Here is a 24639-nt window from a genome sequence, read left to right on the forward strand (position 1 = left end):
CTCAGACCTCGACCACGATGGCGTCCCGGGCGTCCCAGCCCACCAAGACTGGCTGGTCGACAACGGCGGTTCGTCCGAGGCCGCGCGAAACTTCCGCCAGCATGACGCTGCTACCGACGCGGATCTGGTACTGCACCCGGGAGCCCAGCGAATACTCGTTGTAGAGAACGCCCGAGAGGCAGTTGTCGGCCTCCCCCGGCCCTTGCACGAAGCGCAGGAACTCCGGCCGCACGACGACCGCGACCTCGGTGGCATCGGCCAAACGCTCCGGCAGGGCGAGCTTCAGCGGCGCCGTGCATTCCGGCGCCGTCCAGCCGCCACCCGTCGCCGATCGCCGCGCCGTCAGCACGTTGACCTCGCCGACGAACTCCGAGACGAAACGGTTGGCGGGGCGCGTGTAGATTTCCTCCGGCGTTCCGACCTGAACGAGGCGGCCGGCGCGCATGACGCCGATGCGGTCCGACATCACCAGCGCCTCCTCCAGGCTGTGGGTGATGTAGACGAAGGTCTTGCCACTTTCCTTGTGAAGGTCCTTCAGCTCCTTCTCGAGCGCCTTCTTCAGCTTGTAGTCCAGCGCCGAGAGCGGCTCGTCGAAGAAGAGGATATCCGGGTCGTAGGCAAAGGCTCGGGCGAGCGCGACGCGCTGCTTCTCGCCGCCCGAACACTGCATCACGTTCCGGCCGTAATGTCCCTCTGGCAGGCGGACCATCTTCATGAGCTCCAGCGCCCGCCGCCGGCGCTCGGCCGGCGCCATGCCGCGGACCTTGAGGGCGAATTCGATGTTGCGCCCGACAGTCATGTGCGGGAAGAGCGCCAGAGACTGGAAGACGAGGCAGGTCGGCCGCTTGTTCGGCGGCGTGTCGTTGATCTTGTGGCCGCGCAGCGTGATGTTGCCCTCGCTCGGGCTTTCCATCCCGGCCAGCATGCGCAGCAGTGTCGTCTTGCCCGAACCGGAGGGTCCGACGATGGTCAGGAACTCGCCTTCGCGGATGTCGAGGTCGATCCGCTCGACGGCGGCGAAATCCTTGAACATCTTGCGCACGCCGACCAGCTGCAGCACCGGCAAGCCCGAGGAACCGCTCCCCGCCTCGGCGGTCTCAGCCGGTGTCCCGGCGGCGGGCTTCATGTCGACAGGAACCATGTTCATCGCGACATCCAGGGAGCGATCCCGTTGTTCGGACCGGACCATGGGTCCGGACGGAGGGTCCGCCCCGTCCGGCTCCGGGAGCCGGCCAGAGCGGACGTGTCTATTTCGACCGCTTGGCGGCGGTCATGATGTCGAGGGCCGCGGCGTAATCCGGGACGATGTCGTATTCGACGGAGCGGCTCATGTCCTCCTCCAGCGTGTCGTACTGGATGGCGGCGAGCTGGTCCGGGGTGAACAGCTCGAAGCACTTCGGATTGCCCATCTGGCTCACCGGATTGAACGTGCCTTCCGCAAAGGCGACCGTGTGGGCCATCTCGGGCGTCTGGACGTATTTCAGGAATTCCGTCGCGAGCGGGGAAAGGTTCGGGTTGTTCACCGTCGAGGTGACCTCGATCCACGAGATGCCGCCCTTGCCGTCCATCGGGCCCGACAGCGGGCTGATCGCCTCCAGCTCGAGATAGCCGTCGGCGCGCGCCGGGGAGACCGAATAGGTGCCGCCGGTCATCTGCAGGTCGATCTCGCCGGACACGAGGGCCTGGTTCATCGTGGCGATGTCGCCGACCATCTTGGCACCGCCGAACACGCGCTGGGCGGTCTCGGCGAATTTCTGCATCTCCGCTTCGTCATGGACCTTGAAGGGATCGATGCCGGCGATCAGGAAGAGGTTGAAGACGTTCCAGTCGTCCGATTCCTGGATGCCGTAGCGCCCTGCGAGGGCCGGATCATTGAAGATCTCCCAGCCCTGCTCCTCGGCCGTCGCCTTGGAGATCTTGTCGGTGTTGACGACGAAGCTGTAGGGCCCGAAGCGCTGGACGATGCCGAGAAGTTCGGCGCCGTCCTCGCTCATCGCCCAGCGATACGGGGCCTTGAACTGCGGCAGCATCGCGTCGAAGAGGGGCTCGAACTCGTCCCGGGGCAGCGGCTTGATCAGCCCCTCCGGATACATCACCTTGCGGGCCCAGGGATTGTTGACGTTGATGAGATCCCAGACCGACGTCTCCCCCGCCCGCAGGCGATTGATCATCGTCGGGTCGTTGGTCAGGCTTTCGGCCCGGACGGTCGCGCCCTGCGACGTGCGGAACGGGTCGAGGACCTGCGCCGAGTTGTAGCCTTCCCAGCAGAGGATGTTCAGTTCGGTTTCGCGCGCCGCGTGCGCGGTCCGTGTCATCGCGGCGGGAAGGCCGAACGCCATCGCGCCGGTGCCCATGAGCTGCAATACGTCTCGTCTCGACATCGTGGCCATATGGGGAACTCCCTCTCGCGTGGTGATCCGAACCCTGGCCGGCGCCGCTGCGCGTTGCCTCGACGTCGTGACGGAGGCGACACGCGGCATCGGAGCCGCTCATGTTGCGGCAGCTAACAACAAGAATGTTGGGTTTACAACATTTTTTTGGTCATGCATCCTTGCCACGTTTTCGGGCCGGATCTTGTCGCGGTCTCATCACCCTGAGCAGGAGGGAACCACTGCATGCTGGCATCGCTGGAAGGCCGCACGGTCATCGTGACGGGGGGCAGCAAGGGGATCGGTCTCGGCCTGGCCAGACGTTTCGGCGAGGCGGGGCTGGACGTCATGGTCGTCTCCCGCAACCTGTCGGAGGCCGAAACCGCCGCAGCCGGTATCGGTCCGAAGGCCTTCGGCTTCGCCGCCGATGTCTCCGACGCAGGCGCTGCGGAGGCGATGGCGACCGCCTGCCTCGAACGGACCGGCCGCATCGACATCCTCTGCGCCAATGCCGGCATCTTCCCCGCCGCCAAGCTCGACGAGATGACCGCCGCCGACTTCGACCATGTCATCGGCGTTAATCTGCGCGGCACCTTCCTGTCTGTGAAGGCCTGCCTGCCGGCGATGAAGGCGGCGCGCAAGGGACGGATCGTCCTCACCTCGTCGATCACCGGGCCGATCACCGGCTATCCCGGCTGGTCCCATTACGGGGCCAGCAAGGCCGGCCAGCTAGGCTTCATGCGGACGGCCGCGATCGAACTTGCGCCCTTCGGCATCACCGTGAACGCGGTCGGCCCCGGCAACATCCGTACCGAAGGCCTCGACGAACTCGGCGCCGACTATATCGCCAAGATGGCCGCTTCGATCCCGATGAAGCGATTGGGCTCGGTCGCCGACATTGCGAATGCCGCGCTGTTCCTCGCCTCCGACGAGGCTGCCTACATCACGGGCCAGATGCTCGTCGTCGACGGGGGGCAGATCCTGCCGGAATCGCTCGGGGCGCTGGAGGCCATGGACGCCTGAGACAGGAGGGGCCGACGCCGAGCCGGATCAGGCCGGCTCGCTCGCCAGGAAATCGTCCAGCGCATCGACGAAGAAGTCGGCATTCTCGCGAGAGAACGGCAGCGGCGGGCGGATCTTAAGCGTATTGCCGAACGGACCGGCAGCGCCAATCAGGATGCCGCGATCGCGCAGGCCGTTGATGGCCCGGCGCGCCAGGGCTGCATCCGGCGTTCTCGCCTCGGGCTCGGACACGAATTCGAGGCCGACGAAAAGGCCCGCCCCGCGCACGTCGCCGATCGACGGCCGCAGCCGGGCGAGATCGCGCAGCCGGCCCATGAGATAGGTCCCGACCTCCTTCGCGTTCTCCATGAGCCCCTCGTCCTCGATCGCGTCAAGGACGGCGAGCCCGGCAGCGGCGGCAACCGGGCTGCCGCCGAACGTGTTGAAATAGCCGACCGCGTCGCAGAAGGATTGCAGGACATCGGCCCGCACCGCGACGCCGCCCATCGGGTAGCCGTTGCCCATCGGCTTGCCCATGGTAACGATGTCGGGAACGACGCCATGCCGCTCGAAGCCCCAGAAGCCGTCCCCCGTGCGGCCGAAGCCCGGCTGCACTTCATCGGCGATGAAGAGGCCGCCGTGGCGATGCACGACCTCGATCGCATCCTGCATGAAGCCGGGAGGATCGGCGTAGATGCCGTCGCTCGAGAAGATCGAGTCCGCGACGAAACCGGCAAAGCCGGCGCCGCTCGTTTTCAGCTCGTGGATCGCGCGGTCGAGGTCGGCGGCAAAATCTGCGCTGAGATCATTGGTCGGTCGGCGATAGGCGTCCGGCGCGGGGATGGCGCGAACATGAGCCGGCAGCGTCCTGCCCGGCATCGACGACGGAGAGATCGCCGTCACCGCGGCGGAGTTGCCGTGATAGGCCGTCTCGGTGACGACGAAACCCTCGCCGCCCGTCCAGTTGGTCGCCAGCCGCAGAGCGAGGTCGTTGCTCTCCGTGCCCGTACAGGTGAGCATGAGATGGGCAAGGCTCTCGGGAAGCTTTGCCAGCAGTCGCTCGGCATAGGTGTGGACGTTGTCGTAGAGATAGCGGGTGTGGATGTTGAGGACTGCGGCCTGCCGCGCCATCGCCTCCACCACCTTGGGGTGGCAGTGGCCGACGGACGGAACGTTGTTGTAAACGTCGAGATAGCGTGTCCCGTCGGCGGCCTGCATGAACACGCCTTCGGCGGAGACCATGTGGACCGGCCGTTCGTAGAACAGCACCGAAGCTGGCCCGAAGGTCCGTGCCCGGCGGTCGAGCAGGGCTTTGGTCTCGGCGTCGACCGCGGCGGCCCGCGCCGGATCGAAGCGGTTCATCGCGAGAATTTCCAGAGTCATCTTGAATGCCTTCAGCCGCGGCGTGCGAGATAGGCGCGCGCCAGATCGAGCGTGCCCTGCGTATAGGCGGTCCCGCAGCTCATCGCCGTCGGCGTCTCGGAATGGGAGGCGATCCAGGCGGTCAGGAGGATCCGGCGCAGCATGACGAAGACCGGCAGCATGGCTTCGTCCTCGGCCGTGACCGGCGCCGCTGTCCGGTAGCCCTCGATCCACGCAGTCTGCCAGCGCGACAGGTCCGGCGCGTCCTCGAGGAAGCTCACCGCGGCGGCGAAATCGTACATGAACCAGGACAGGCCACAGTCGTCGAAATCGATGACGCCGAGCCGCTCGCCCTCGGCGAGGAGATTGGCGAGCCTCAGATCCGCATGGACGAGCCCGAAACGCTCCGGCCCCTTGCCATAGGCGGCGAGACGGGCCTCGAGATCATCGACGGTCCGCGACAGAAGAAGCCGCCCATCCGCGGTCAATCCCAGCCCGTCGCGCCAGTCCCCCCAATGCGGCGACGCGCCGACGGTCGTCTCGAAATCCCAGGTCTTGCGGGTGAAACCATCCGGCCGGATCCAGTTGCGACTGTGGGCATGCAGGCTGGCATTGACGACGCCGAGCCGGCGGAACCAGGGCACGAGATCGCCGGCGGCATCGGGCTCCCGGCCGGCCATGAAGGTGAAGGCGACGACATGGCGCGTCTGCCCGCCGGACTGGAAGGCACCGAGCAACGTACCATCCCGGCGCGGGATCGGCCGCGGCGTCTCCACCACCCCGTCGGCGCGCAGCGCCTCGATCCAGGCGAGTTCGGCGAGGATCTCGGGCGTGGTGTGGTAGCCCGGGCGCTGGACGCGGAGCACGGTCACCGACCCGTCAGCGGGGTTCTCGGCGGTGAAGGTGGCGTTCTCCGAAATCGTCAGCAGGCGCAGCTTCGAGGCTGCCGGCAATCCCCAGTGGGGAAGTTCGCCGCGCAGCCCGCCTTCGATCGCGGTCAGGAATTCCTCGTCGTACAGCGTCGTCATCTCACCGACCGTCTCGCAAGGCTCGCACAGGGGACGCAGAAGCGCCATCGCCGCCCGAGCGCCAATGCAGGTGGCATCAGAATAGCAGGCTGAATTGTTGGATGTCCAACATTTCAGTCGTGCGGGGCGTGTGGATCGACAGTGGGCGGCGGCGCGCAGGCTTGCGGTGGGTCAGGGAGCGACAACGACTTCGGTGCCGGCACGAAGCAGGGCGGCCTTCAACGTGCCGTCGGCCGGACGGTCGGTAACGAGGTGGCCGATGTCCTTCCATGCGCCGAAACGGGCCGGAAAGATCCGCTCGAACTTGGAATGGTCGGCGACGACGATCGTGGCGGCGGCGCGCGCGATCATCGCGGCATAGATGGCCGCTGCCTCGATCAGCGCGTCGTTGGCGCCCTCCGTCGTCAGGCCGCTGGCCCCCAGGATCGCGACGTCGGCGGAGAAATCGGCGAGGAACGACTGCGTGTGGACGCCCACCGTGGCGCCTTCCGCCCCGAGATAGGTGCCCGGCGCCATCTGTATCGTGATCGTCGGATTACCGGCCATCACCGTGGCGACGCCGAATGAATGGGTGAAGACGACGAGATCGCGATGGTCGGCGGCGATGCGGCGGGCGGTATGGACGGTCGTCGCCCCGGAGCCGATCATCAGTACCTGGCCGGACTTCACCAGGCGGGAGGCAGCACGCGCGATGCGCTCGCGTTCGGGGACGAAGAGATGATGACGCTCGGTGACGTTCGGCTCCGAGCTCAGCCGTCGGACGGCACCACCATAGGTCCGGCTAAGCCGGCCGATCGCCGTCAGCTCGTCGAGGTCGCGCCGGATCGTCTCGGTCGAGACGGAAAGCAGCGCGGCGAGATCGGCGACCCGCAGGCTGGGGCCCTCCTCCAGCTCCGCCAGGATGCGACTCTGGCGCGCGCTCTTCTTCAATCGCATGGGTTCGGCCGCATCGGGATCTTCCGCATCGCTCGTCGGCGCACCCTGCGAGAAGTCCCCGGCCGGATCAACCGCCATGCTACCGACGTAACGCATGCCGCAGCTGGTCATGATCAAGAGCGGCAACGAACCGGGCGTCCTTTCCAATCATCGGGCCGGCGGCGACCAGGGCGTTGAGAACCGCCTCCTCGACCGCCTCGACCGCCGCCATGAACAGCGGATCGAGGCCGTCGTGGGCCAGTGCGTCCAGGCGGAAGCGCGCCGGCTCCGGCAGGCAGCCGGGATCGTTGGCGGTCGAGAAGGCGAGGAAGAGGTCGCCGGAATTGTTTCCCGACGGCGTCCCGCCGCGCCCGATGCCGATGGCCGCCCTGCGTGCCAGTCGCTCGAGCTGGATGGAGAGCAGCGGCGCGTCGGTCGCCAGCACGACGATTATCGAGCCCCGCTCGGCCGCAAACAGGCGATGCTCCGGCATCTCGAGGCCGACGGGATGGCCGCAGACCGTCAGCCAGGGGCGCAAGCCGTGATTGGCCTGGACCAGCGCTCCCACCGTGAACGCCTCGCCGTCGACGTCGACGCGGCGCGACGCCGTGCCGGTGCCCGCCTTGAACTCGTAGGCGATCATCCCCGTGCCGCCGCCGACCGAACCCTCTGCGACGGCGCCCGTGGACGCCTGCTCGATCGCCTGGCGCACATGGTCCTCGCCGACGTGGAAACCCTCGATGTCGTTGAGATAGCCGTCATAGGTCTCGGCGACGACCGGGAGGACCCAGAGCCCCCTGCGGATCCGGCTCGGAAACGCCGACACCATGTACCGCGCCGTCGCGTGGTGGGCGATGCCGAGCGACAGGGTGTTGGTGAGGCAGATCGGCCCGGTGAACCAGCCGGCCTCCCTGATCCAGTGCGTGCCGGTCATTTCGCCGTTGCCGTTCATCGCCATGAAACCGGCCCAGACCGGATGGAGCAGGTCCGCCGGGAGGCGCGGCAGGATGGCGGTCACCCCGGTGCGCACGCACGGTTCCTCGCCGAGGATTGTCGTCATCCCCACCGAAACGCCCCTCACGTCGGTGATCGCATTGAGCGGCCCGGGCTCGCCCGGCATCGCAAGCCCGAGGTCCCTCGCCCTTGCACCGGACGACTGCGCTCCCCTGCTGTCAGCCATCCCGGAACCCTCCCCTCGGTGCGATAATCGTCCCCCAGGCAACATAGACCCGATTGCGGGCGGCAGGTGATTCGATGCCACCACTCCGGCGCTGCGGCAGCGTGAAGCCGGTGACGCCCTCCGCCCGACATCGCCGAACATCAAGATGGCTCATGTTTACAGGGGTTGCCCGCCGATTTCCTGCCGGACCGTTCATCAGTCGCGGCATGCCGCTGGCCGGCGATAGCCCACCGTCAACGTGGCGCCCGGCGGAGCGCGACGTCATTCTCTATGAGCGGCGCACGAGCGACCGCCTCGGGTAACGATCGGTGATCGCTGCCGGTGCACACAGGTTTATGGTGGGCCCAGAGGCTACCGGGGCGGAATCGAGACGCTGAAACACGCGACTGAGCGCCGGCGGGATCGCGGCGAAGAGGGTCATCGGCTGAATCCTCAGATGGCCCGCCGAGGCTGACCGGCGACGGTCGACGGCAGCATCTCCGGGCAGCGCGACTGTTGGCAGTGCCTCAATGGGAAGGCCACAAGCCTTGCAGCGACTTGCGCAATTCGCCGCGCACCTGGCGCGCCTCCCCTGGCGAGATGTGCTTGTCGATCAGGCGAAAGACGGCGGCGACGGCCTTGTCCGGATCCCCCAATGCCTCGTTGCCGAATTCCTTCTCGACGCGCATCGTGAAGTCGTCCTTCGATCGATCGGTGACCTGCCAGATGAGGGAAGGCCGCCAGTTCTCGAACAGCATGCCGCGGATCAGCATAGGCAGCTGCGCGGAAAGATCCGCCACTTCCTCGAGGGTAAGCCAGTCCCGCAAAGCATGCAGAACGGCGCGCAGAAGCCGATAGGTGTTCCTTTCACTCGTCCAGCCGAGGTCCTCCGAGAGTTCGTTGACCCAATGCTGGGCCTGCTGAGCGCTCTGGGTGAAGGTGCTGATCGTTGTGTGGCTCATGGAGCTGGATCCGCGGTTGGAGAAGAGAAGGGAACAACGTCAGCTACGGACGAGGCGGACACATTGAGCCAGATCAACCAACAGGGCTTGTGTCGGCATCGCCGCCGCGTGTTCGCCCGCGGTCCTCTACCGCTCCAAGGGGCGCATCTCGAACTGGCGCGCAGCTTTGATCTGACGCAATGCCCTCGCTCGAGGATCTTCCTAGTTGATGACAGACGGGCCAGATGGTCCATGCGATGCGCGGGAGATGGAAGATGCGTTTCAGGACGATGCTTTGCGTCATCGGTTCGGACAGCCCGGACCGCGACCTCGAGGCCGCGCTTCGCTTGTGCGAACAGAACGGCTCGCACCTTTCGGTCCTTCTCATCGGCATCGAGCCTTCGCCGCCTGTGGCGGAATATGCCGCGGTCGCGGAATCCTGGGTGCTGGAGCGGCAGGAGGCGGCGAAGGCGCTCGCCAAGGGCGCGGACGCCGTCAGAGCGGTTCTTGCGAAAAGCGATATTTCCGCCGACCTCGACTGCCGCCTCGCCGAACAGGCCGCCGTCGCCTCGGAGGTCGGACGCCACGCCCTCTATTCCGATCTCGTCTTCGTCGGCCCCGAACTCGCGCAATCGGGCGAGCGCCTGAAGGCCGCGACGCTGAAAGGCGCCCTCTTCGAAGCCCAGCGACCACTTCTCATGGCGCCGCAGAATGGCAACGCGACGCTGCAGCCACGGCGCGTCCTCGTGGCCTGGTCGTCCCACCCGGAGGCGGCGCGGGCCGTGCGGGAGGGAATCGAGATTCTCGCCGCCGCCGAGATGGTGCATGTCACGATGGTCGACCCGCGCGCCAGCGAATGGGGAGACGGCCCTGAGCCAGGAGCAGACATCGCCGCCTACCTGGCCCGCCACGGCGCCAAGGTCACGGTGGACCGGCTGCCCAGCGGCGGCAATGCGGTGGCGGACGTGCTGCGCCAGCACGCCACGGATATCGACGCGGACATGATCATGATGGGCGCCTACGGCCACTCCCGCTTACGCGAATGGATATTCGGCGGCGTCACGCGCTCCGTGACCGAATCTCCGCCGCTTTCGCTGTTTCTCGGACGATAGGTCCGGCCGTGGTGCCCCATGCCGCTGACGTCTTCACGTGTTGCCGCTGGCCGCCTGCCTCCTCGCCGGACGCGGCGGTGACGCGGGGGCGCGTCCGCCGTCCGGGTTTTCGTCGCTGGAGACGATGCCAGGCTGAGCCGAAGGCTCGCGCTCCGCAATATGGACGACACTGATCTCCTCATCCGGTTGGGCGTTGCGCTGTCGATCGGCCTGCTGGTCGGCCTCGAGCGGGGCTGGCAGACGCGCGACGAGACCCGCCACAGGCGGGCGGCCGGTCTGCGCACCTTCGCGCTCTCCGGGCTGCTCGGCGGGGTCAGCGGCACCATCGCGGCGGCCCTTGCGACACCGTTGCTGATTGGTTTCGTGTTCATCGGCTACGCGGCGGCGTTCAGTGCCTTTCACTGGCTCGGGGCCAGGACGACCGGCAATTTCTCCGCCACCACCGTCGTTTCGGGCCTCCTGACGTTCCTCCTCGGCGCCTTCGTCATCGAGGGCTCGATCCCGGCAGCAATCGCGGCGGCCGTCGCGATGACGGTTCTGCTCGCACTCCGTGAGCCGCTGCATCGATGGGTTGGAATGCTGAGCTGGGCTGAGATCCGGGCGATCCTGACCCTGCTGGCAATGACCTTCCTGCTGCTGCCCGTCCTGCCGAACCACCCGATCGACCCGTGGAACGCGATAAACCCATCGCGGATATGGGTGATGGCGATCTTCATCGCTGCCCTCTCCTTCGGCGGCTATGTGGCGGTGCGCGCCCTTGGAGACCGGATGGGGGTCCTCGTCGCCGCCATCGCCGGCGGCATGGCCTCCTCGACTGCGACCACCGTCACCCTCGCCAAACTCGGGCGCCAGCAATCCGAGGCGGCTCTCCTCCTGTCGGCGGGGATCCTCGCGGCGGGAGGGGTCATGGTGCTGCGCGTCGGGCTCGTTGCCGCCGCCCTCAACCCTCCGTTCGCTCTTGAGCTGATGCCCGTCCTTGCAGCGTTGGGGCTCGTCCTGGCATCCTGCAGCGCCATCCTGTTCTTCCGGAACGGCACGGCTGCCAAGCCGGCGCTCACGCTGAGGAACCCGCTGCAGCTTGCGGCTGCAATCAAGATGGCTGCCCTCATCGCGGTGATCCTGGCGGCCAGCGTGATCCTGCGGCAGCTGTTCGGCGATGCGGGGCTCTTGTCACTGGCAGCGATCTCGGGACTCGCGGATGTCGACGCGATCACGGTCTCCATGGCAGAGCTCGCCCGCGAGCCGGCGGCGCGCGACGCAGCGGCGAAGGCCATCACCCTCGCAGTCTTCGTCAACACTGGCGTCAAGGCCGCGCTGGCGGCTTGGCTCGGTGGAAAACCGATCGGATTCCCGGTGCTGGCGGCGAGCGTGCTCGGCGTCTGCGCCGGAGCCATCGCCTACGTCGCCGTGTAGGAGCAGCCAGGGACGCAGGCGCCTCAGTTCCGCGGGGATTCGCCGCCCCGGCGGCAGCTGCCGGCAGGCGCCGCCATCAGACGTCACCTGCCGATGCGTGACCGGATCCACCGGGCTTGACCTTGATCTTCTTTTCCTCGGCCCTGGAGTCGGCGGTCTTCGGCAGCCGGACGGCAAGGACCCCCTTCGCGAAGTTCGCATCGATCGCGTCGCGATCGACACCCTGCGGTGGCGGGAAGGACCGGCCGAAGGAGCCGTAACGACGCTCGGACTGATAGTAATCCTTGTGGCGCCCTTCCTTCTCTTCCTTCTTCTCGCCGGTGCTGGTCGGCATCCCGTTGGAGAGCTTGACCTCGACATCCTTCTCGTCGAGCCCCGGCTCCGCCGTGATCTCGCACTCGTCATCCTTCTCGGCGACGTCGACCGCTGGCATCCCGCCCCCGAAGACGGTGTGGAACAGCCGGGTGCTCGCGACCCTGGCTCCGCCGCGGCCAGCGGCGCCCATACCGGATTGAGGCAGGTCAAGGCGGGCGGCGTCTCAAGCGGTAGAGCTGAAGCCATGTCCGAAAGTCCGGTCCTTGCCATGCAGGAGGTCACGGTTTGGCTCGCTGGTCGCCGCCCCCGGCACCTATGTCTTCCAGCCGTGACGACTTCGCTTCCGCCCGAGATTACCTGCGAAAGGACCGACCCATGGGTCACCCCCGCCTGACGTTTCACGGAGCCGCCAAGGCGGTCACCGGGTCCTGCTTTCGACTTGAAACCGATCACGGCCAGATCCTGATCGATTGCGGCCTCTTTCAGGGATCGAAAACCGAGAAGGAGCTGAACCACCGGCCCTTTCCCTTCGAGCCGGAAAGCATCGCCGCCGTCATCCTCAGCCATGCCCATATCGACCACTCGGGCCTGCTGCCAAAACTGGTTCACCAAGGATTTTCCGGCCCGATCCATGCCACGCCGGCCACTGCCGACCTGGCCGGAGTGATGCTGCCCGACAGCGCGCATATCCAGGAAATCGAGGTGGAACAGTTCAACCGCCGGGCCGCCCGACGCAATCGGGGCAAGGTCTCCCCCATCTATACCAGCCGCGACGCAGAAGCCTGCCTCGCGCTCTTTCGCCCGCAGCCCTACGATACGTGGTTTCTGGTGCTGCCGGGCCTGCGGGCGCGGTTCTGGAACGCCGGGCATCTTCTGGGTTCCGCCTCCATCGAAATCGAAGTGGACCAGGCAGTTTCGACCCGGATGCGCATTCTGTTCTCGGCTGACATCGGTCCCGACTACAAGTTGATGCACCCCGACCCCGAAGGTCCGAGCGGCGTTGATTACCTGATATGCGAGTCCACCTATGGCGATCGCGACCGGATCGATGCCACCGCCGACCACCGCCGCACGCTCTTGTGCGACGAGGTGCGCGCGGCGATGCACCCCGACGGCGCGCTGCTGATCCCCTCCTTCGCGGTCGAGCGGGCACAGGAACTGATCAGCGATCTCGGCCGGCTGATGGCAGAAGGCGCACTACCGACAATTCCGATCTACGTCGACAGTCCGCTTGCGACGAAGGCGACCCGCGTATTCGCCGAGCACCACCGGGATCTCGAGGAAGGGGCGGTTCTGATGAAGGGGCTGAATTCGCCGCATTTGCACTTCACCGAGTCCCAGGAAGAGAGCATGGCTCTCGACCGGCTGCGGGGGTTCCATGTCATCATCGCCGCTTCCGGTATGTGCGAGGCAGGAAGAATCCGCCATCGCCTGAAAAACTGGCTGAGCCGCGAAGAGGCCACGGTGCTTTTCACCGGCTTCCAGGCCGTGGGCACACTCGGCCGCATCCTGCGGGACGGCGCCAAATCCGTCAGGATACAGGGCGAGGATTTTCCTGTACGCGCTCGGATCAGGTCGCTGGATCTCTATTCCGGACACGCCGACGGCACCGAGTTGCAGGAATGGGTCAAGGCCCGGCTGCCGATCCGCCATGATGTCTTTCTGGTGCATGGCGAGGAGGCCGCCATGGAAGGTCTTGCCGTCCGTTTCAAAGATATCGTCGAGCCCGCCCATGTGCTGCGACCCGAACTGGACGAAAGCTTTGAGCTGACGCCAATGGGGAGCCGGAGGCTCGACAGGACGGCGCCTCCGAGGATACCGCCCGAGAAAGTCGCGCGAATGGATTGGCACAACGACGTGTCGCGTCTGATGCTTGATATCAACGACGCTCTGCGAGCCCGTCCGGACGAAGCGACCCGCAACGTTCTGATCCGGCGGCTGCGCCGGGCCCTTGAGCGCGAAGAAGGGGTGCCTCAGCGGACAAGCTGATCAAAGTCGCTGGAGTCAATGAATGAGCGCCTCATCTGAGATATCCGGCGGTCGTGTTGGAGGACATCGGGACGTTGGGAACGCTGCCATCGCCTCCCATAGGCGCCACCGAAGTCCTGAAGCGGCAGGAGTTAACTCATGGCGGCGAGCGGCTCTCCTGCGTCTACCGATCCGAGCAACGCCCGCTGACCAAAAAGAGTCAGCAATATCTGTACCCGACAGTCACCAACACCTTGGATTACAAGAGCCTTGCCATCCGCCGGGCTGTTGGTCCGCCGGATGTTCGTCACGCCGGGATCGCTCTTCCTGCCCTCGAGCGCGAACTTCGGCGACGGCATACCTCAGCGCGCCATCGTCAGCACACGCACGCCGTCTTCGCCGTTCCGAACGATCGGCGCCGTCGTGTCGGGGAAGACACCCGGCAGCGGCGGCAAGTTACCGGTCCGGTCCCGCATCGCGCGCGTGAATTGGAGGATGGCCGTCTGGCCCTTGGTGATTGAGTAGAGGTTGCCCATCACGGGAGGAGAGCACAGGCCGCTGAGGTGGTCGATAGGCTGGCGGCCTCGTCGGATCGCCCGAGCCACTCGCCCTTTGCAACGCACTGATACGGGTAGACGGGGCGGGTCGTCCGGCCGCCGCATCCGCGTCCGGGGTCGCCAACGCACGGGCGAGGCCGGCGCCCGCCGACGGCCCATTCGCCCTCCCCGGAGCTGCCGGGCTGGCCCACAATCGCCACCCTGTTCGGCGGCGGAACCGCGGAGGTCATCGAATTTCGTGCGGACTGAGCCGACGGCCGTTCCCAAAGCGGCGGCATCTCGCCATCCTCGAGCACTCCGGACCGCAGCCGTGTCGAGTGGGATTGGTAGCGCGCGATCAACAGACCGGGACATCCAAAACCTTCTACGAATGCCTTCGAGCTTTCCCCGGCTCAGCTCCGTCCAAGCTCTGCCGCTGCGGCCGAAGGGATAGGCTGACCTCGCCATTTGCAGTGCCCAATCGAGACTCTGGAAGAATAGCTGGGCGGACGAGAGTGGAGCATTTTCCTGCCATCGGTCACACGGGTCCCGGAGGCGAAAATGCGAAACCTTCCAGCGAGCGCCGACACCCCATCGCTTCTTCTCGAGCCATGTGCACCTGGCCGTATCTTCAAGTGCATGCGTTGCGCCCGGTCGTCATGCCGTCCCAGACGGCTCCCGGCACCTCAGGAACAGGATTGGCCGCCGAGGCACTCTGATCGGTCCATCCCGGGATAAGCATTATCGACTTCGGGCAGGCCCACACGGCAGCCCTTCACTCGAAACCAAGCACGAACCGACCGGTGGGCCCACAAGCCACTCGAAGGCATCGCCGTGGGTTATGAAAGGAACTACGTCATGAAGATCGTCATCATCGGCGGAACCGGGCTCATTGGCTCGAAGACCGTCGAGCGGCTAAGTCGCAAGGGTCACGCGGTCGTCGCCGCCTCGCCCAACAGCGGGGTGAACACCATCACCGGCGAAGGGTTGAGTGAAGCGCTCGCCGACGCGCAGGTGGTGCTCGACCTCGCCAATTCCCCGTCCTTCGAGGACCAGGCCGTCCTGACATTCTTCGAGACGGCGGGCCGCAACCTGCTGGCCGCTGAGGCGGCCGCCGGCGTGCAGCATCATATCGCCCTCTCGGTGGTCGGATCCGAGCGGTTGCCGGAGAGCGGCTACCTGCGCGCCAAAATGGCCCAGGAGCGCCTGATCCGGGAGTCAGGTGTTCCCTACACAATCGTCCGGTCGACGCAGTTTCTCGAGTTCCTTCCCGGTATTGCTCAGTCAGGGACTGTGGGGAACGAGGTCACCGTCTCGTCCGCCTATTTCCAGCCGATCGCTTCCGACGACGTCGCTGACGTCATGTCGGATGTCGCAGTATCCGCGCCGGCGGACGGCATGATCGAGATCGGCGGCCCCGACAAGGTGCGCATGAGTGACCTGGTCGAACGGTTCCTGGAGATGACGAACGACACCCGAACCGTGATCGCGGACCCGCACGCCCGCTATTTCGGGGCCGAGCTGGATGACCAGTCGCTCGTTCCCGGGAAGGACGCTCGCCTCGGCAAGATCCGCTTCCAGGACTGGTTGAGCCGCGCGCCGCTTCCGCCGCGCTGATCCCAACAGGCGAAACCCGGGCGCCAAGTCGCGGAGCCATCGCCAGACGCGAGGAATCGCAATCATGCAAACGGCATCAATCCCCCTCACCCGCCGCACGCTTCTCATCGGCGCGCTGGCCACGACGGCCGCCAACCGCATCGCCGCGGCAGCGCCCGCGCCGATCACTACGCCCCTGAAACCCTCACCTGGCTCCAGCAAGGGACCCCGCACCATGACCACGATCACCACCAAGGACGGTACCGAGATCTTCTACAAGGATTGGGGGCCCCGAACGGGCCGCCCCATCGTCTTTCACCACGGCTGGCCACTGAGTGCCGACGACTGGGATGGGCAGATGCTGTTCTTCCTTGAGAAGGGTTTTCGCGTCATCGCGCACGATCGGCGCGGGCACGGCCGCTCCGATCAGGTAAGCCACGGTCACGACATGGACCATTATGCCGCGGACGCGGCCGCGGTCATCGATCACCTCGACCTGAGGGACACCATCCACATCGGGCATTCCACCGGTGGCGGAGAAGCTGCCCGGTATGTCGCACGCCACGGCAAGGACCGCGCGGCGAAACTCGTCCTCATCGCCGCGGTGCCGCCCCTCATGGTGAAGACACCGGCCAACCCCGGTGGCCTGCCGATCGAGGTGTTCGATGGCCTGCGCCAGTCGCTCGCCGAGAACCGGACACAGTTCTACGTCGATTTCCCTTCCGGCCCTTTCTACGGCTTCAATCGGCCGGGCAAGTCCCCGATCCCGGCCATCGTCCAGAACTGGTGGCGGCAGGGCATGATGGGCAGCGCCCAAGCGCACTACGAAGGCATCAAGGCGTTTTCGGAAACGGACTTCACCGAAGACCTGAAGACGATCGACGTACCGTCGCTGGTCATGCACAGCAAGGACGACCAGATCGTGCCGTTCGCAGATTCAGGTCCGCTTTCCGCAGGTCTTCTGAGGAATGCCAGCCTCAAAGTCTATGACGACCTGCCGCACGGCATGTGTACCACCCATGCGGAGACAGTGAACCGCGAGCTGCTCGCTTTCATCACGTCATAGGCTCGCTGCCGCCTCCCCGCGCGAGCCTGGGTCGCCGGCCGCCACTCCCCGGGGCCGGCGCCCCTCCCATCAATGTGCCAACGGAGACAGGACGATGACGAAAACGATATTCTGTGCGATCGCCCTCGCGGGCCTGCTCGCAAGCGGATCAGAGGCCCACGATGCGAAGGGCGAAGCGGTGAACCTGGTCTATGACCACCCGCTTCCCAACGTGCCGGGCAAGAGCATGCGCGCCGTGCTTGTCGAGTACGAGCCTGGCGGAACCTCACCGGCCCATACCCATCCGGAGTCGGCGTTCATCTTCGCGACCGTGCTCGAAGGGGCGATCCGAAGCCAGGTCAATGACGGACCGGTGGTGACCTTCAGCGCCGGCGAGAGCTTTTCCGAATATCCAGGCGACCGCCACGGCGTGAGCGAGAACGCCAGTGCCACCGAGCCGGCACGGCTACTCGCCGTGTTCGTGGTCGACACAGCGGAAACCGAGCTCACGACGCCGACGGACGAGTGAGGGGGAACACCACGGACCGTCCGTTCGCTCTGACGCCGCGGCGCCGGCGTTGTGAGCACCCGAAATCGGGCCCTTCGTGCTCTGCGACAACGTCGGCAATGCGGAAGGGGCGCCGCCCGGCATCTCCAGCCCTGTTCAGGGGAACGACCATGAAAACATTCGAAGGACGCGTTGCTGTGGTTACGGGCGGCAGCTCGGGTATCGGCCGGGCGACCGCCATTGGCCTCGCCAGGCAAGGAGCCAAGGTGCTGATAACCGGACGCCGGCGGCAAACGCTCGATGAGGCCATGAGGGAGCACGCGAACGTCGACGCTCTGATCGCCGATGTCGCCGACCCCGTCGATGCCAGCCGGACCATCGGAGAAGCTCTCGGCAGATGGGGCCGCCTTGACATCCTCGTCAACAACGCCGGCGCGGGCGCCCTCTTGCCGCTGAACGCGGTCAGCCCCGAAGCAATGGCGAGCATCCTCGCCGTCAATGTCGTCGGTCCGAGCCTCCTCGCCCGCGAAGCCCTTCCGCACCTCGCCACGACAAGGGGTACCATCGTCAACGTTTCGAGCACGTTCGGCCACAAGGCCGGAGCCGGGCTGTCGCACTATGCAGCCAGCAAGGCCGCCCTGGAGCATCTGACCCGCTGCTGGGCACTCGAACTCGCGCCCTAAGGGATTCGTGTGAATGCGGTGGCTGCGGGTCCGACCGAGTCCGGCGCACTGACCGGGATGATGGGCCTGTCCGCGGAACAGGCGGCGGCCGTCGAGGCGACGGAGCGCGCGCAAATTCCGCTCGGGCGACGCGGCAAGCCGGAAGACGTCGCCAGATGGATCCTGCATCTCGCTGATCCGGACTGTGACTGGGTCACCGGCCAGATCATCTCGATCGACGGCGGCCTCGGCCTGACGTAAGTCACATGCCGGAACGCGATCGGACAGGCCGTTTCCGGGGATCGGCCCCTCCCACAGCACCTATGGAAACCGCCTGACCGCCGACCGGTCAGCGCGTACCCTCAGCGACAGCGATCAGGAGGCGGTCAGGGTCAGCGACCTGCCAGGCTTCGCCTCACGCACCGATGCTGGCAACGTCTCCCAAGCCCTTATCAGCGCCCCGATCGAATTAGCCTCCATCTTCCGCATGGCGTTGCCTCGGTGCAGCTTGACCGTGACCTCGCTGATGCCGAGCGCGTAGGCGATCTGCTTGTTCATCTGTCCCCGGGCGACCTCGGAGAGGACTTCTCGCTCGCGCGGCGTCAGCGTCCCGAGGCGCTCCATGTTCCGCGTCACGATCATATGCCTCGCCCGACGGTCGGCATCCAGCGCGATGCCGGCGCTCACGGCGTCCAGCAAGGTCTGGTCCCGGACAGGCTTTGTCAGGAAGTCGATGGCCCCGGCCTTCATCGCCTCGACCGTCATCGGGATGTCGCCGTGTCCCGTCAGGAAGATGATCGGCTTGGGATTGCCAAGCTGTTTAAGCTGGCGTTGCAGATCCAGCCCGCTCGCGCCCGGCATGCGCACATCCAGCACCAGGCATCCGGGCCTCTCCAGCACATCGGCTTCCAGAAGGTCGCGGGTCGAGGCGAAATCCAGCACCTCGAAGCCTGCCGACAGGATCAGTTCCGACAGAGATTCACGAACGGCCTCGTCGTCGTCGACGATGACGACGACAGCCCGCTCTGCATCTTCGAGCCTCGACCGTTTTGGCCGCGCCCGCTCCCGTGCGGGCGAAAGATCAGCTTGCATGTCACTCTCCTTTGCCAGGTTGTTTCAGTGCGTCGCCGATGGCGGCGAGCAGGATCTGCGCGTCGAAAGGCTTGCGGAAGAGGCCCCCGATGCCCGGTGCACGCCCCTGCTCCGCCAGTTCATGCCGCCCGGTGATCAGGAACACCGGGAGGGCCGGACGGTCCTGTCTCACGAGGTCTCGCAGGTGAAAGCCGTCCATGCCTGGCATGCCGATATCGGTGATCAACACGTCCAGGTCGGGCAGACCGTTCGCGAGAAGCTCCAGGGACGACGAGAAGCAGAGCGTCGCGTAGCCGCTCGACTCCAGAAGCTCCTCCAGCGCGTCGAGGACGGTTGGATCGTCGTCGACGACCGCAACGATCGGTCTTGCGTTGGTCAATCGTATTCTCCCCGTGGCCGACGGGAGTGGGTGATTGGTATTCCCAGTCTCTGGGCCATGCGCACGAGATCGGCGAACGAGGCCGCCATCATCTTGCGCATGACGTTCCGTCGATGGACTTCCAGGGTCGTCTCGCTGATGCCGAGCTCCGCGGCCACCTGCTTGTTGAGAAGTCCAGCGACCACAAGCGGCAGCACCTCCCTTTCGCGCGGCGTCAGGGCGAGATGGCGTTGCCTCAACGCTTCGAGCTCGGCGCGTCCGGACCGGGTCCCTCGATCCTGCGCGATCGCCGCCTCGATCGCCGCCATGAGATCCTCGCCACGGGCCGGCTTGGTCAGAAAGTCCACCGCCCCGTGCTTGATCGCTTTCACCGAGGACGGGATGTCGCCGTGCCCGGTAAGGAAGACGATCGGCGGGTGATCGCCTGCTGCAAACTGACCCTGCAACTCGAGCCCATTGATATCGGGAAGCTCCAGGTCGAGGATCAGGCAGGTGGGGGCGTCCGGCTTTTGTGCCGCGACGTACTCGCCGCCGGAGCCGAAGGCGAGCGATCGCAGTCCGTGCGCCTCCAGAAGTTCGCGAAGCGAGTCCCTGATGGCCGCATCGTCGTCGACGATCAGGACAACAGGCTCGCCCGTGCTCATGGCGCCACCAACGGCGCGGCCGGCAGCGTGAAGACGAACCGCGCACCGCACGGCTCGTTCTGCTCGACCCATAGCCGTCCCCCGTGGGACTCGACGATGGAGCGGCAGATGGCGAGCCCCATCCCCATCCCCGCTTGCTTCGTCGTGAAGAATGGCTCGAACAGCTTTTCAGGGTTTTCGATGCCGGGCCCACGGTCGCCGATCTCGACCCGGATCGCCACCCCCTGCCGCAAGGCCCGCATGTCCATCGCTCTACCACGCGGCATGGTCTCCATCGCTTCCATGCCATTGCGCATCAGATTGATCAGCACCTGCTGGATCTGGATCCGATCGGCTGTGACGATCGGGAGATCGGCTTCTATCCGCAGATCCACGCGCACGCTCAGCCGCGCCGCCTCCTCGGCCATCAGGTCACGCGCCGCCATGATGACGGTTTCCAGCGATGTGGCGGTTCGTGTGTCCGTGGCATGCTTGAACAAAGACCGGATCCGGCTGACGACGTCCGCCGCCGTGGTGGCGCTGTCGATGGCACGCTCCACAGTGCCCCTCGCCCGCTCGAGATTCGGCGGATCGACCGTCAGCCAGCGCTGGCAGGCGTTGGCATAGGCGACCACGGCCATCAACGGCTGGTTGACTTCATGCGCGATCGAGGCCGAGAGCTCGGCAAGGCTCGCTGCTTGGCTGGCGCGCGCCAGGCGGTCACGGGCAAGACGCAGCTCGTCCTGCGCCCTCACTTCCCCGTCGATGTCGAGGCAGATGACGTTCCATTGCACGATGTCACCGTCGCCATTTCGCATGGGCGCGGCGCGGGTCTCGACCCACCGATATGCGCCGTCGAACCGACGTAGCCGATGCCTGCGGGCGTAGGGTTCGCCCGTAGCCAGCGAGTGGGCGTAAATTTCCCTGACGCTCGTCACGTCGTCCGGGTGGACGCCTGCATCGAGCGTTCCCGCCAATCGCGGTTTGCCCGCCTCGTCGAGTTCGTCCAGGCCGAAGCCGAGGAACTCCCGAAGCTGCTGGCTGCGGTAGACGGGTTCGCCGTCCGGCGCGGCGCAGTCGATCATCGCCGGAAGCGTCTCGACGAGCTGCCACAGGAACCGCTCCCTCTCCCGCAGCGCTTCCTGTGTCGCGATCAGGTCCTCGATGTCGACCGATACGCCGTACCACTCGACGATCGCGCCGGTCTCGTCGCGCAATGGCTCGGCGCGGCTGTCGACCCAGCGAAACTGGCCGTCGGCGCGGCGCTGGCGGTAGCGTGCAATAAGCGGCTTGCCAGTCGATATCGAGTCCGTGAGGGCCGCGTCCATTGCTTCCCGGTCGTCGGGATGGATCACCGCCAGCGAACGCGATCCGTCCGGCCCGATCATGTCTTGCAGCGTGATGCCGGTGACTTCCGTGACCCGCCTGTTCAGATAGCTGGGTATCCCCGCGGGGTTAATGCACCAGATAAGGGCGGGCACGGTGTCGATGATCTGCTGCAAGCGCTTTTCGCGCTCGCGCAGAGCCGCTTCGGTCTTCTTGTAGACGTCGATATCGAAGCCGAGCCCGTACCAACCCGTGATGCGTCCGTCTTGGGTGCGAGTGGGTCGGATCGCGAACTGGTGCCATACATAGTCGCCTGTCGCTCGCAGGACGCGATACTCAAAGTTGAAGTGTTCGCCGGTCCGCAGGCAGGTCCGCAGCCGCGCCGCGGCGGCCTCGTAGTCGTCCGGGTGCACCCCAAGCTTCCAGCCCAGGTCGCCGCCGTCCATGAATGATTTCTCTCCCAGCCGCCGGTTCAAGGTTTCCAGCGTCATCGCGATAGAGGTCTGCGCGACCGGGGATGCGTAGGTGAACGTCCCGCTCGGATCGAAGGCAAATGCGGCGCCGTGTAACGCTTCGACGACCTTGGCGGCCCGCACGGCGTCCGCCGTCTCTCCTAGCTCCTCTGCCGTGGTCCAGGGCTCATCCGGGGTCTGAACCATCGGCTTGACAGGGACGCTGACGCTGTACCCCGCGTCGGCGCGAAACTCGGCGTTGCGGTAGGAGCCGTCGGTCTGCCGCTGCCGGCAGGTGATGATCTGTGGGATACCACTGCGAAACGCCCGCGAGATCGCCTGCTCGGCCGCTTCACGGTCTTCGGGATGCACGCGGGCGAGAGGTGATGCCGCTCTGCTGGCAGCATCGTCGCGGGTCCCGGGGGATAACGCGTCGGGAATGGGCGACGGCAAGCTTGCCGAGACGATGGCGGCGATCGAAATGGCCGCGGCGAGGAATGCCGTCAGCGATAAGGCCTGTGTCCGCAGGTCATTATCGACAAGGGCGACGAGGAGAGCACATCCGACGGCCGCCGCCAGGATGGCGAAGAGCAACCGGGCTGCCCTTCCGCGCACCAATGAAAAGAGCGCGGCGATCGGAGCCAGCAAACCTAGCGGCGACATGGTCATCGTGGCCAGGCTCAGTCCCAGGGCAGAGGCCACAAGCGAGACGGTGAGCCGTCTGCCGGGACGTTCCAAAGTCATCACCGTCTTGCCCCCGCCAAACCGGTAATGGCGAACGACATCTCACTCTCCCTGGTGCTGATCGCGGATCATCGGGGATCAGGGTCTTCGTCGCACCATAAGCTTCAGGCGACGCCGAAGCATCCGATGGAAAACCATGAGACGCGCCTCCAACAGATACACCTGTCCCTACGGCCAGTCGGGGCGACACCTCGAGCGGAGCCGACTTGCCAGCGGGCGTGATATCGCGCCGTGCCCATCCCGAGCATGCTCTTGAGGCCGATCGATCCGGTCGGCCTTAGGAAGCCGAAGGTCCCAGGACATGTTGCTTATCGTCGACGAAAACGCGGCGAGGAGGCCACGTTGCGTGCAGCGGGTCGCGTCACAATCTACGAGCTCGATCGTCAGTCCATCGACACGCTCTTGGCCGCTCATCCGGAGCTGGAAGAAAGCTTGGCCGGGCTCCTGCCGCGGGGCGAACTCATCGCCGATGCGACAACATCCTTCCAGGACCGTTCGGTCACGCCATCTGCGTTCGTCCGGAAGATCAGGTCAGTCATGCGTGGCTGACACCTGAGGCTGCACCCTCCCCGTCAGTTCATCGCTTCGCGGGGTGAAGGCGGCGCGTATCAAGCCTGATCGAGCGATCAGGTCGCACGCGACGGCGGCGAATCCAGGTCGAGGGCTAGATGGCCCTTCCCGCGTCGACACCGCTCAACAGAAATCGTCTGCCGACAGGCGCGTGTTCCTCGTCCAGGGCGGTACCGACCTTGTCTTACGTCGTTCACGGCGGCAGTCTCCGAAGACAAGAAAAGGGCGCGAACTCATCCATGAGTGCGCGCCCCGTTCGGCCTTCGACGGATGGGCTGGATGGTCAGTAGTCCCAGTAGGCCGGGACCCAACGAAAGGCGTCGCCAGCGACCGCTACCCTGCCGACGGACGGGAACGGCAAGTGGGTGGCCACCAACTGTTCGCCTGTTTCCGCCAGTTCCTGCAAAAGACGAAGCCGGACACGGGCGGCCTCTTCGGGGTCATGCTCGAAGCCATTGTGCCAGTCGGGCTGCTCGAATCCCACCGTGAACACGGCGTCACCGGCGAAGGTCAGTCGTTCCCCACCGGACGAAAGGCGCACCACACTGTGCCCCGGCGTGTGACCGCCGGTGCGACGGACGACCACGCCCGGTGCCACCTCATGCTCCTCCTCGAATGGCCGAAAATGGGCTCGGTACTCTTCCGCGAAGCGCTTGGCGGTCGCCCGTAGCGCGTCCGGGAACCCCGGCGGCATGAAAACATGGGAGAAGTCGGGCGATTCCCAGAACTTGATCTCGGCGGCCGCCACGTGGATCCGCAGATCCGGACGCAGGCGTTCTTTCACCCCGTCGACGAGCAACCCGCCGACGTGGTCCATGTGCATGTGGGTGAGCACCACGTCGGTCACCGAGGCCAGATCGATGCCGGCGGCTTCCAGCCGCTGGATCAACTGTCCGGCCCGCGGCAGGTTGAGGTTTGGGTCCAGCCCCAGCCCTGCGTCGACGAGGATGGTCTGATCGCCGCTCTTCACGACGACGACGTTGAGCGACCAGTCGAAGGCGTCCGGCGGCAGGAACATGTTCTCGAGCCATGCGGACCGTGCGGCCGGGTCGGCGTTGTGTCCCAGCATTTCGGTCGGCAGGGGGAGCACCCCGTCGCTGACGATCAGCACGTCGATCTCGCCGACCTGCACCGCGTACCGCGACGGAACCAACTCGCCTGATTCCGGCCGGTCGAAATGTGAAGTGTTGTTCGAGCTCATATCTATCTCCTTCAGACCGTCGCCCTACGCGCGGCGTTTGCGACGGTAAGTCGGAGAGCATCGTCAAACGATTGGATCGGGGGATAGGATTAGCAGCGCGGGAGGATAGGTATTCCTCGGCCTTATGTGCATGTCAGGTGTGGGGCTCGGTCATTGGTTCTGAACCGAGATCGTTCTCGTCCTGGTCCTCTTCATGGGAACCCGCGCGATTGCCGATGCTCGAGCGACTGAGGAGGCGAGACCCGGATGCCATACGACTGACACGCTGTTTGCCCAGACGACGCCTGTACAATTCGCGGCCGACGCTGGGGCTGCGCCGAC

21 protein-coding genes and 2 pseudogenes are annotated in these 24639 nt (G+C 65.9%); 9 read left to right on the forward strand and 14 right to left on the reverse strand.

Going from position 1 to position 24639, the window contains the following annotated elements:
• Nucleotide 1: 1 nt before the first annotated feature.
• Together GGR03_RS05845 and GGR03_RS05850 are read right to left on the reverse strand one after the other, a co-directional pair.
• Nucleotides 2-1147, reverse strand: coding sequence for an ABC transporter ATP-binding protein (locus GGR03_RS05845; RefSeq protein WP_246367599.1), 1146 nt, complete (start codon nt 1145-1147; stop codon nt 2-4).
• A gap of 100 nt (nt 1148-1247) precedes the next feature.
• Nucleotides 1248-2390: an ABC transporter substrate-binding protein gene (locus GGR03_RS05850; RefSeq protein ID WP_183206611.1), complete on the reverse strand. Its 1143-nt coding sequence runs from the start codon at nt 2388-2390 to the stop codon at nt 1248-1250.
• Between the two features lie 225 nt (nt 2391-2615).
• Here GGR03_RS05850 and fabG point away from each other — a divergent pair, with 225 nt between their 5' ends.
• Entirely contained in the window at nt 2616-3392 is a 777-nt protein-coding gene (fabG, locus tag GGR03_RS05855; protein ID WP_183206612.1) for a 3-oxoacyl-ACP reductase FabG, read from the forward strand.
• A gap of 27 nt (nt 3393-3419) precedes the next feature.
• Here fabG and GGR03_RS05860 read toward each other — a convergent pair whose 3' ends face one another.
• The 5 genes from GGR03_RS05860 to GGR03_RS05880 form a co-directional block, all read right to left on the reverse strand.
• Nucleotides 3420-4754 carry an aspartate aminotransferase family protein gene (locus tag GGR03_RS05860; protein WP_183206613.1) on the reverse strand — a complete coding sequence of 445 codons (1335 nt, stop codon included), beginning with the start codon at nt 4752-4754 and terminating at the stop codon, nt 3420-3422.
• Nucleotides 4755-4765: 11 nt separating this feature from the next.
• On the reverse strand, nt 4766-5761 hold the full coding sequence (locus GGR03_RS05865; RefSeq protein ID WP_183206614.1) for a phosphotransferase enzyme family protein: 996 nt from the start codon (nt 5759-5761) through the stop codon (nt 4766-4768).
• A gap of 171 nt (nt 5762-5932) precedes the next feature.
• Complete coding sequence (locus GGR03_RS05870; RefSeq protein WP_246367601.1) at nt 5933-6775, reverse strand: DeoR/GlpR family DNA-binding transcription regulator; 843 nt, start codon at nt 6773-6775, stop codon at nt 5933-5935.
• A 1-nt stretch (nt 6776) separates the two neighbouring features.
• Nucleotides 6777-7856, reverse strand: coding sequence for a DmpA family aminopeptidase (locus GGR03_RS05875; RefSeq protein ID WP_183206615.1), 1080 nt, complete (start codon nt 7854-7856; stop codon nt 6777-6779).
• 506 nt (nt 7857-8362) lie between these two features.
• The gene (locus GGR03_RS05880; protein ID WP_183206616.1) at nt 8363-8797 is read right to left on the reverse strand and encodes a DUF2267 domain-containing protein; all 435 of its coding nucleotides are present in this window, start codon (nt 8795-8797) and stop codon (nt 8363-8365) included.
• Nucleotides 8798-9051: 254 nt separating this feature from the next.
• Here GGR03_RS05880 and GGR03_RS05885 point away from each other — a divergent pair, with 254 nt between their 5' ends.
• Together GGR03_RS05885 and GGR03_RS05890 are read left to right on the forward strand one after the other, a co-directional pair.
• Nucleotides 9052-9888, forward strand: coding sequence for a universal stress protein (locus GGR03_RS05885; RefSeq protein WP_183206617.1), 837 nt, complete (start codon nt 9052-9054; stop codon nt 9886-9888).
• A 159-nt stretch (nt 9889-10047) separates the two neighbouring features.
• Nucleotides 10048-11301 (forward strand): MgtC/SapB family protein, encoded by a 1254-nt coding sequence (locus tag GGR03_RS05890; RefSeq protein WP_183206618.1) that lies wholly within the window; start codon nt 10048-10050, stop codon nt 11299-11301.
• A gap of 76 nt (nt 11302-11377) precedes the next feature.
• Here GGR03_RS05890 and GGR03_RS05895 read toward each other — a convergent pair whose 3' ends face one another.
• The gene (locus GGR03_RS05895) at nt 11378-11734 is read right to left on the reverse strand and encodes an Hsp20/alpha crystallin family protein (protein ID WP_335631434.1); all 357 of its coding nucleotides are present in this window, start codon (nt 11732-11734) and stop codon (nt 11378-11380) included.
• 257 nt (nt 11735-11991) lie between these two features.
• Between GGR03_RS05895 and GGR03_RS05900 the strand changes: the two genes are divergently transcribed.
• Nucleotides 11992-13605 carry an MBL fold metallo-hydrolase RNA specificity domain-containing protein gene (locus tag GGR03_RS05900; protein WP_183206620.1) on the forward strand — a complete coding sequence of 538 codons (1614 nt, stop codon included), beginning with the start codon at nt 11992-11994 and terminating at the stop codon, nt 13603-13605.
• A gap of 260 nt (nt 13606-13865) precedes the next feature.
• Here GGR03_RS05900 and GGR03_RS24205 read toward each other — a convergent pair.
• Nucleotides 13866-14120: pseudogene (locus GGR03_RS24205) on the reverse strand (SOS response-associated peptidase family protein); the annotation flags it as partial.
• Nucleotides 14121-14978: 858 nt separating this feature from the next.
• On the opposite strand from GGR03_RS24205, the gene GGR03_RS05910 reads away from it, so the two are divergent.
• The 4 genes and pseudogenes from GGR03_RS05910 (at nt 14979) to GGR03_RS05925 (ending at nt 18192) form a co-directional block, all read left to right on the forward strand.
• On the forward strand, nt 14979-15737 hold the full coding sequence (locus GGR03_RS05910) for an SDR family oxidoreductase (protein WP_183206622.1): 759 nt from the start codon (nt 14979-14981) through the stop codon (nt 15735-15737).
• Between the two features lie 214 nt (nt 15738-15951).
• Nucleotides 15952-16782 (forward strand): alpha/beta fold hydrolase, encoded by an 831-nt coding sequence (locus GGR03_RS05915; protein ID WP_183207053.1) that lies wholly within the window; start codon nt 15952-15954, stop codon nt 16780-16782.
• Nucleotides 16783-16876: 94 nt separating this feature from the next.
• Nucleotides 16877-17290, forward strand: coding sequence for a cupin domain-containing protein (locus tag GGR03_RS05920; RefSeq protein WP_183206623.1), 414 nt, complete (start codon nt 16877-16879; stop codon nt 17288-17290).
• Between the two features lie 149 nt (nt 17291-17439).
• Nucleotides 17440-18192 (forward strand): annotated as a pseudogene (locus GGR03_RS05925) (SDR family NAD(P)-dependent oxidoreductase).
• Nucleotides 18193-18306: 114 nt separating this feature from the next.
• Here GGR03_RS05925 and GGR03_RS05930 read toward each other — a convergent pair.
• From GGR03_RS05930 to GGR03_RS05945, 4 genes are read right to left on the reverse strand one after another with little or no spacing between them, the layout of a single operon-like run.
• Nucleotides 18307-19023, reverse strand: a complete 717-nt coding sequence (locus GGR03_RS05930; RefSeq protein ID WP_183206624.1) for a response regulator transcription factor — start codon at nt 19021-19023, stop codon at nt 18307-18309.
• 1 nt (nt 19024) lies between these two features.
• Nucleotides 19025-19402 (reverse strand): response regulator, encoded by a 378-nt coding sequence (locus GGR03_RS05935; RefSeq protein ID WP_183206625.1) that lies wholly within the window; start codon nt 19400-19402, stop codon nt 19025-19027.
• Nucleotides 19399-20046, reverse strand: a complete 648-nt coding sequence (locus GGR03_RS05940) for a response regulator transcription factor (protein ID WP_183206626.1) — start codon at nt 20044-20046, stop codon at nt 19399-19401. The genes GGR03_RS05935 and GGR03_RS05940 overlap by 4 nt, the downstream gene beginning before the upstream one ends.
• On the reverse strand, nt 20043-22547 hold the full coding sequence (locus GGR03_RS05945; protein ID WP_183206627.1) for a PAS domain-containing protein: 2505 nt from the start codon (nt 22545-22547) through the stop codon (nt 20043-20045). The genes GGR03_RS05940 and GGR03_RS05945 overlap by 4 nt, the downstream gene beginning before the upstream one ends.
• Before the next feature lie 252 nt (nt 22548-22799).
• Here GGR03_RS05945 and GGR03_RS05950 point away from each other — a divergent pair, with 252 nt between their 5' ends.
• Nucleotides 22800-23096, forward strand: coding sequence for a hypothetical protein (locus GGR03_RS05950; protein WP_183206628.1), 297 nt, complete (start codon nt 22800-22802; stop codon nt 23094-23096).
• Nucleotides 23097-23400: 304 nt separating this feature from the next.
• On the opposite strand, the gene GGR03_RS05955 is transcribed toward GGR03_RS05950, so the two are convergent.
• Nucleotides 23401-24318 carry an MBL fold metallo-hydrolase gene (locus GGR03_RS05955; protein ID WP_183206629.1) on the reverse strand — a complete coding sequence of 306 codons (918 nt, stop codon included), beginning with the start codon at nt 24316-24318 and terminating at the stop codon, nt 23401-23403.
• Nucleotides 24319-24639 lie beyond the last annotated feature (321 nt).

The organism is Aurantimonas endophytica (assembly GCF_014196845.1).
Lineage (GTDB): Bacteria > Pseudomonadota > Alphaproteobacteria > Rhizobiales > Rhizobiaceae > Aurantimonas > Aurantimonas endophytica.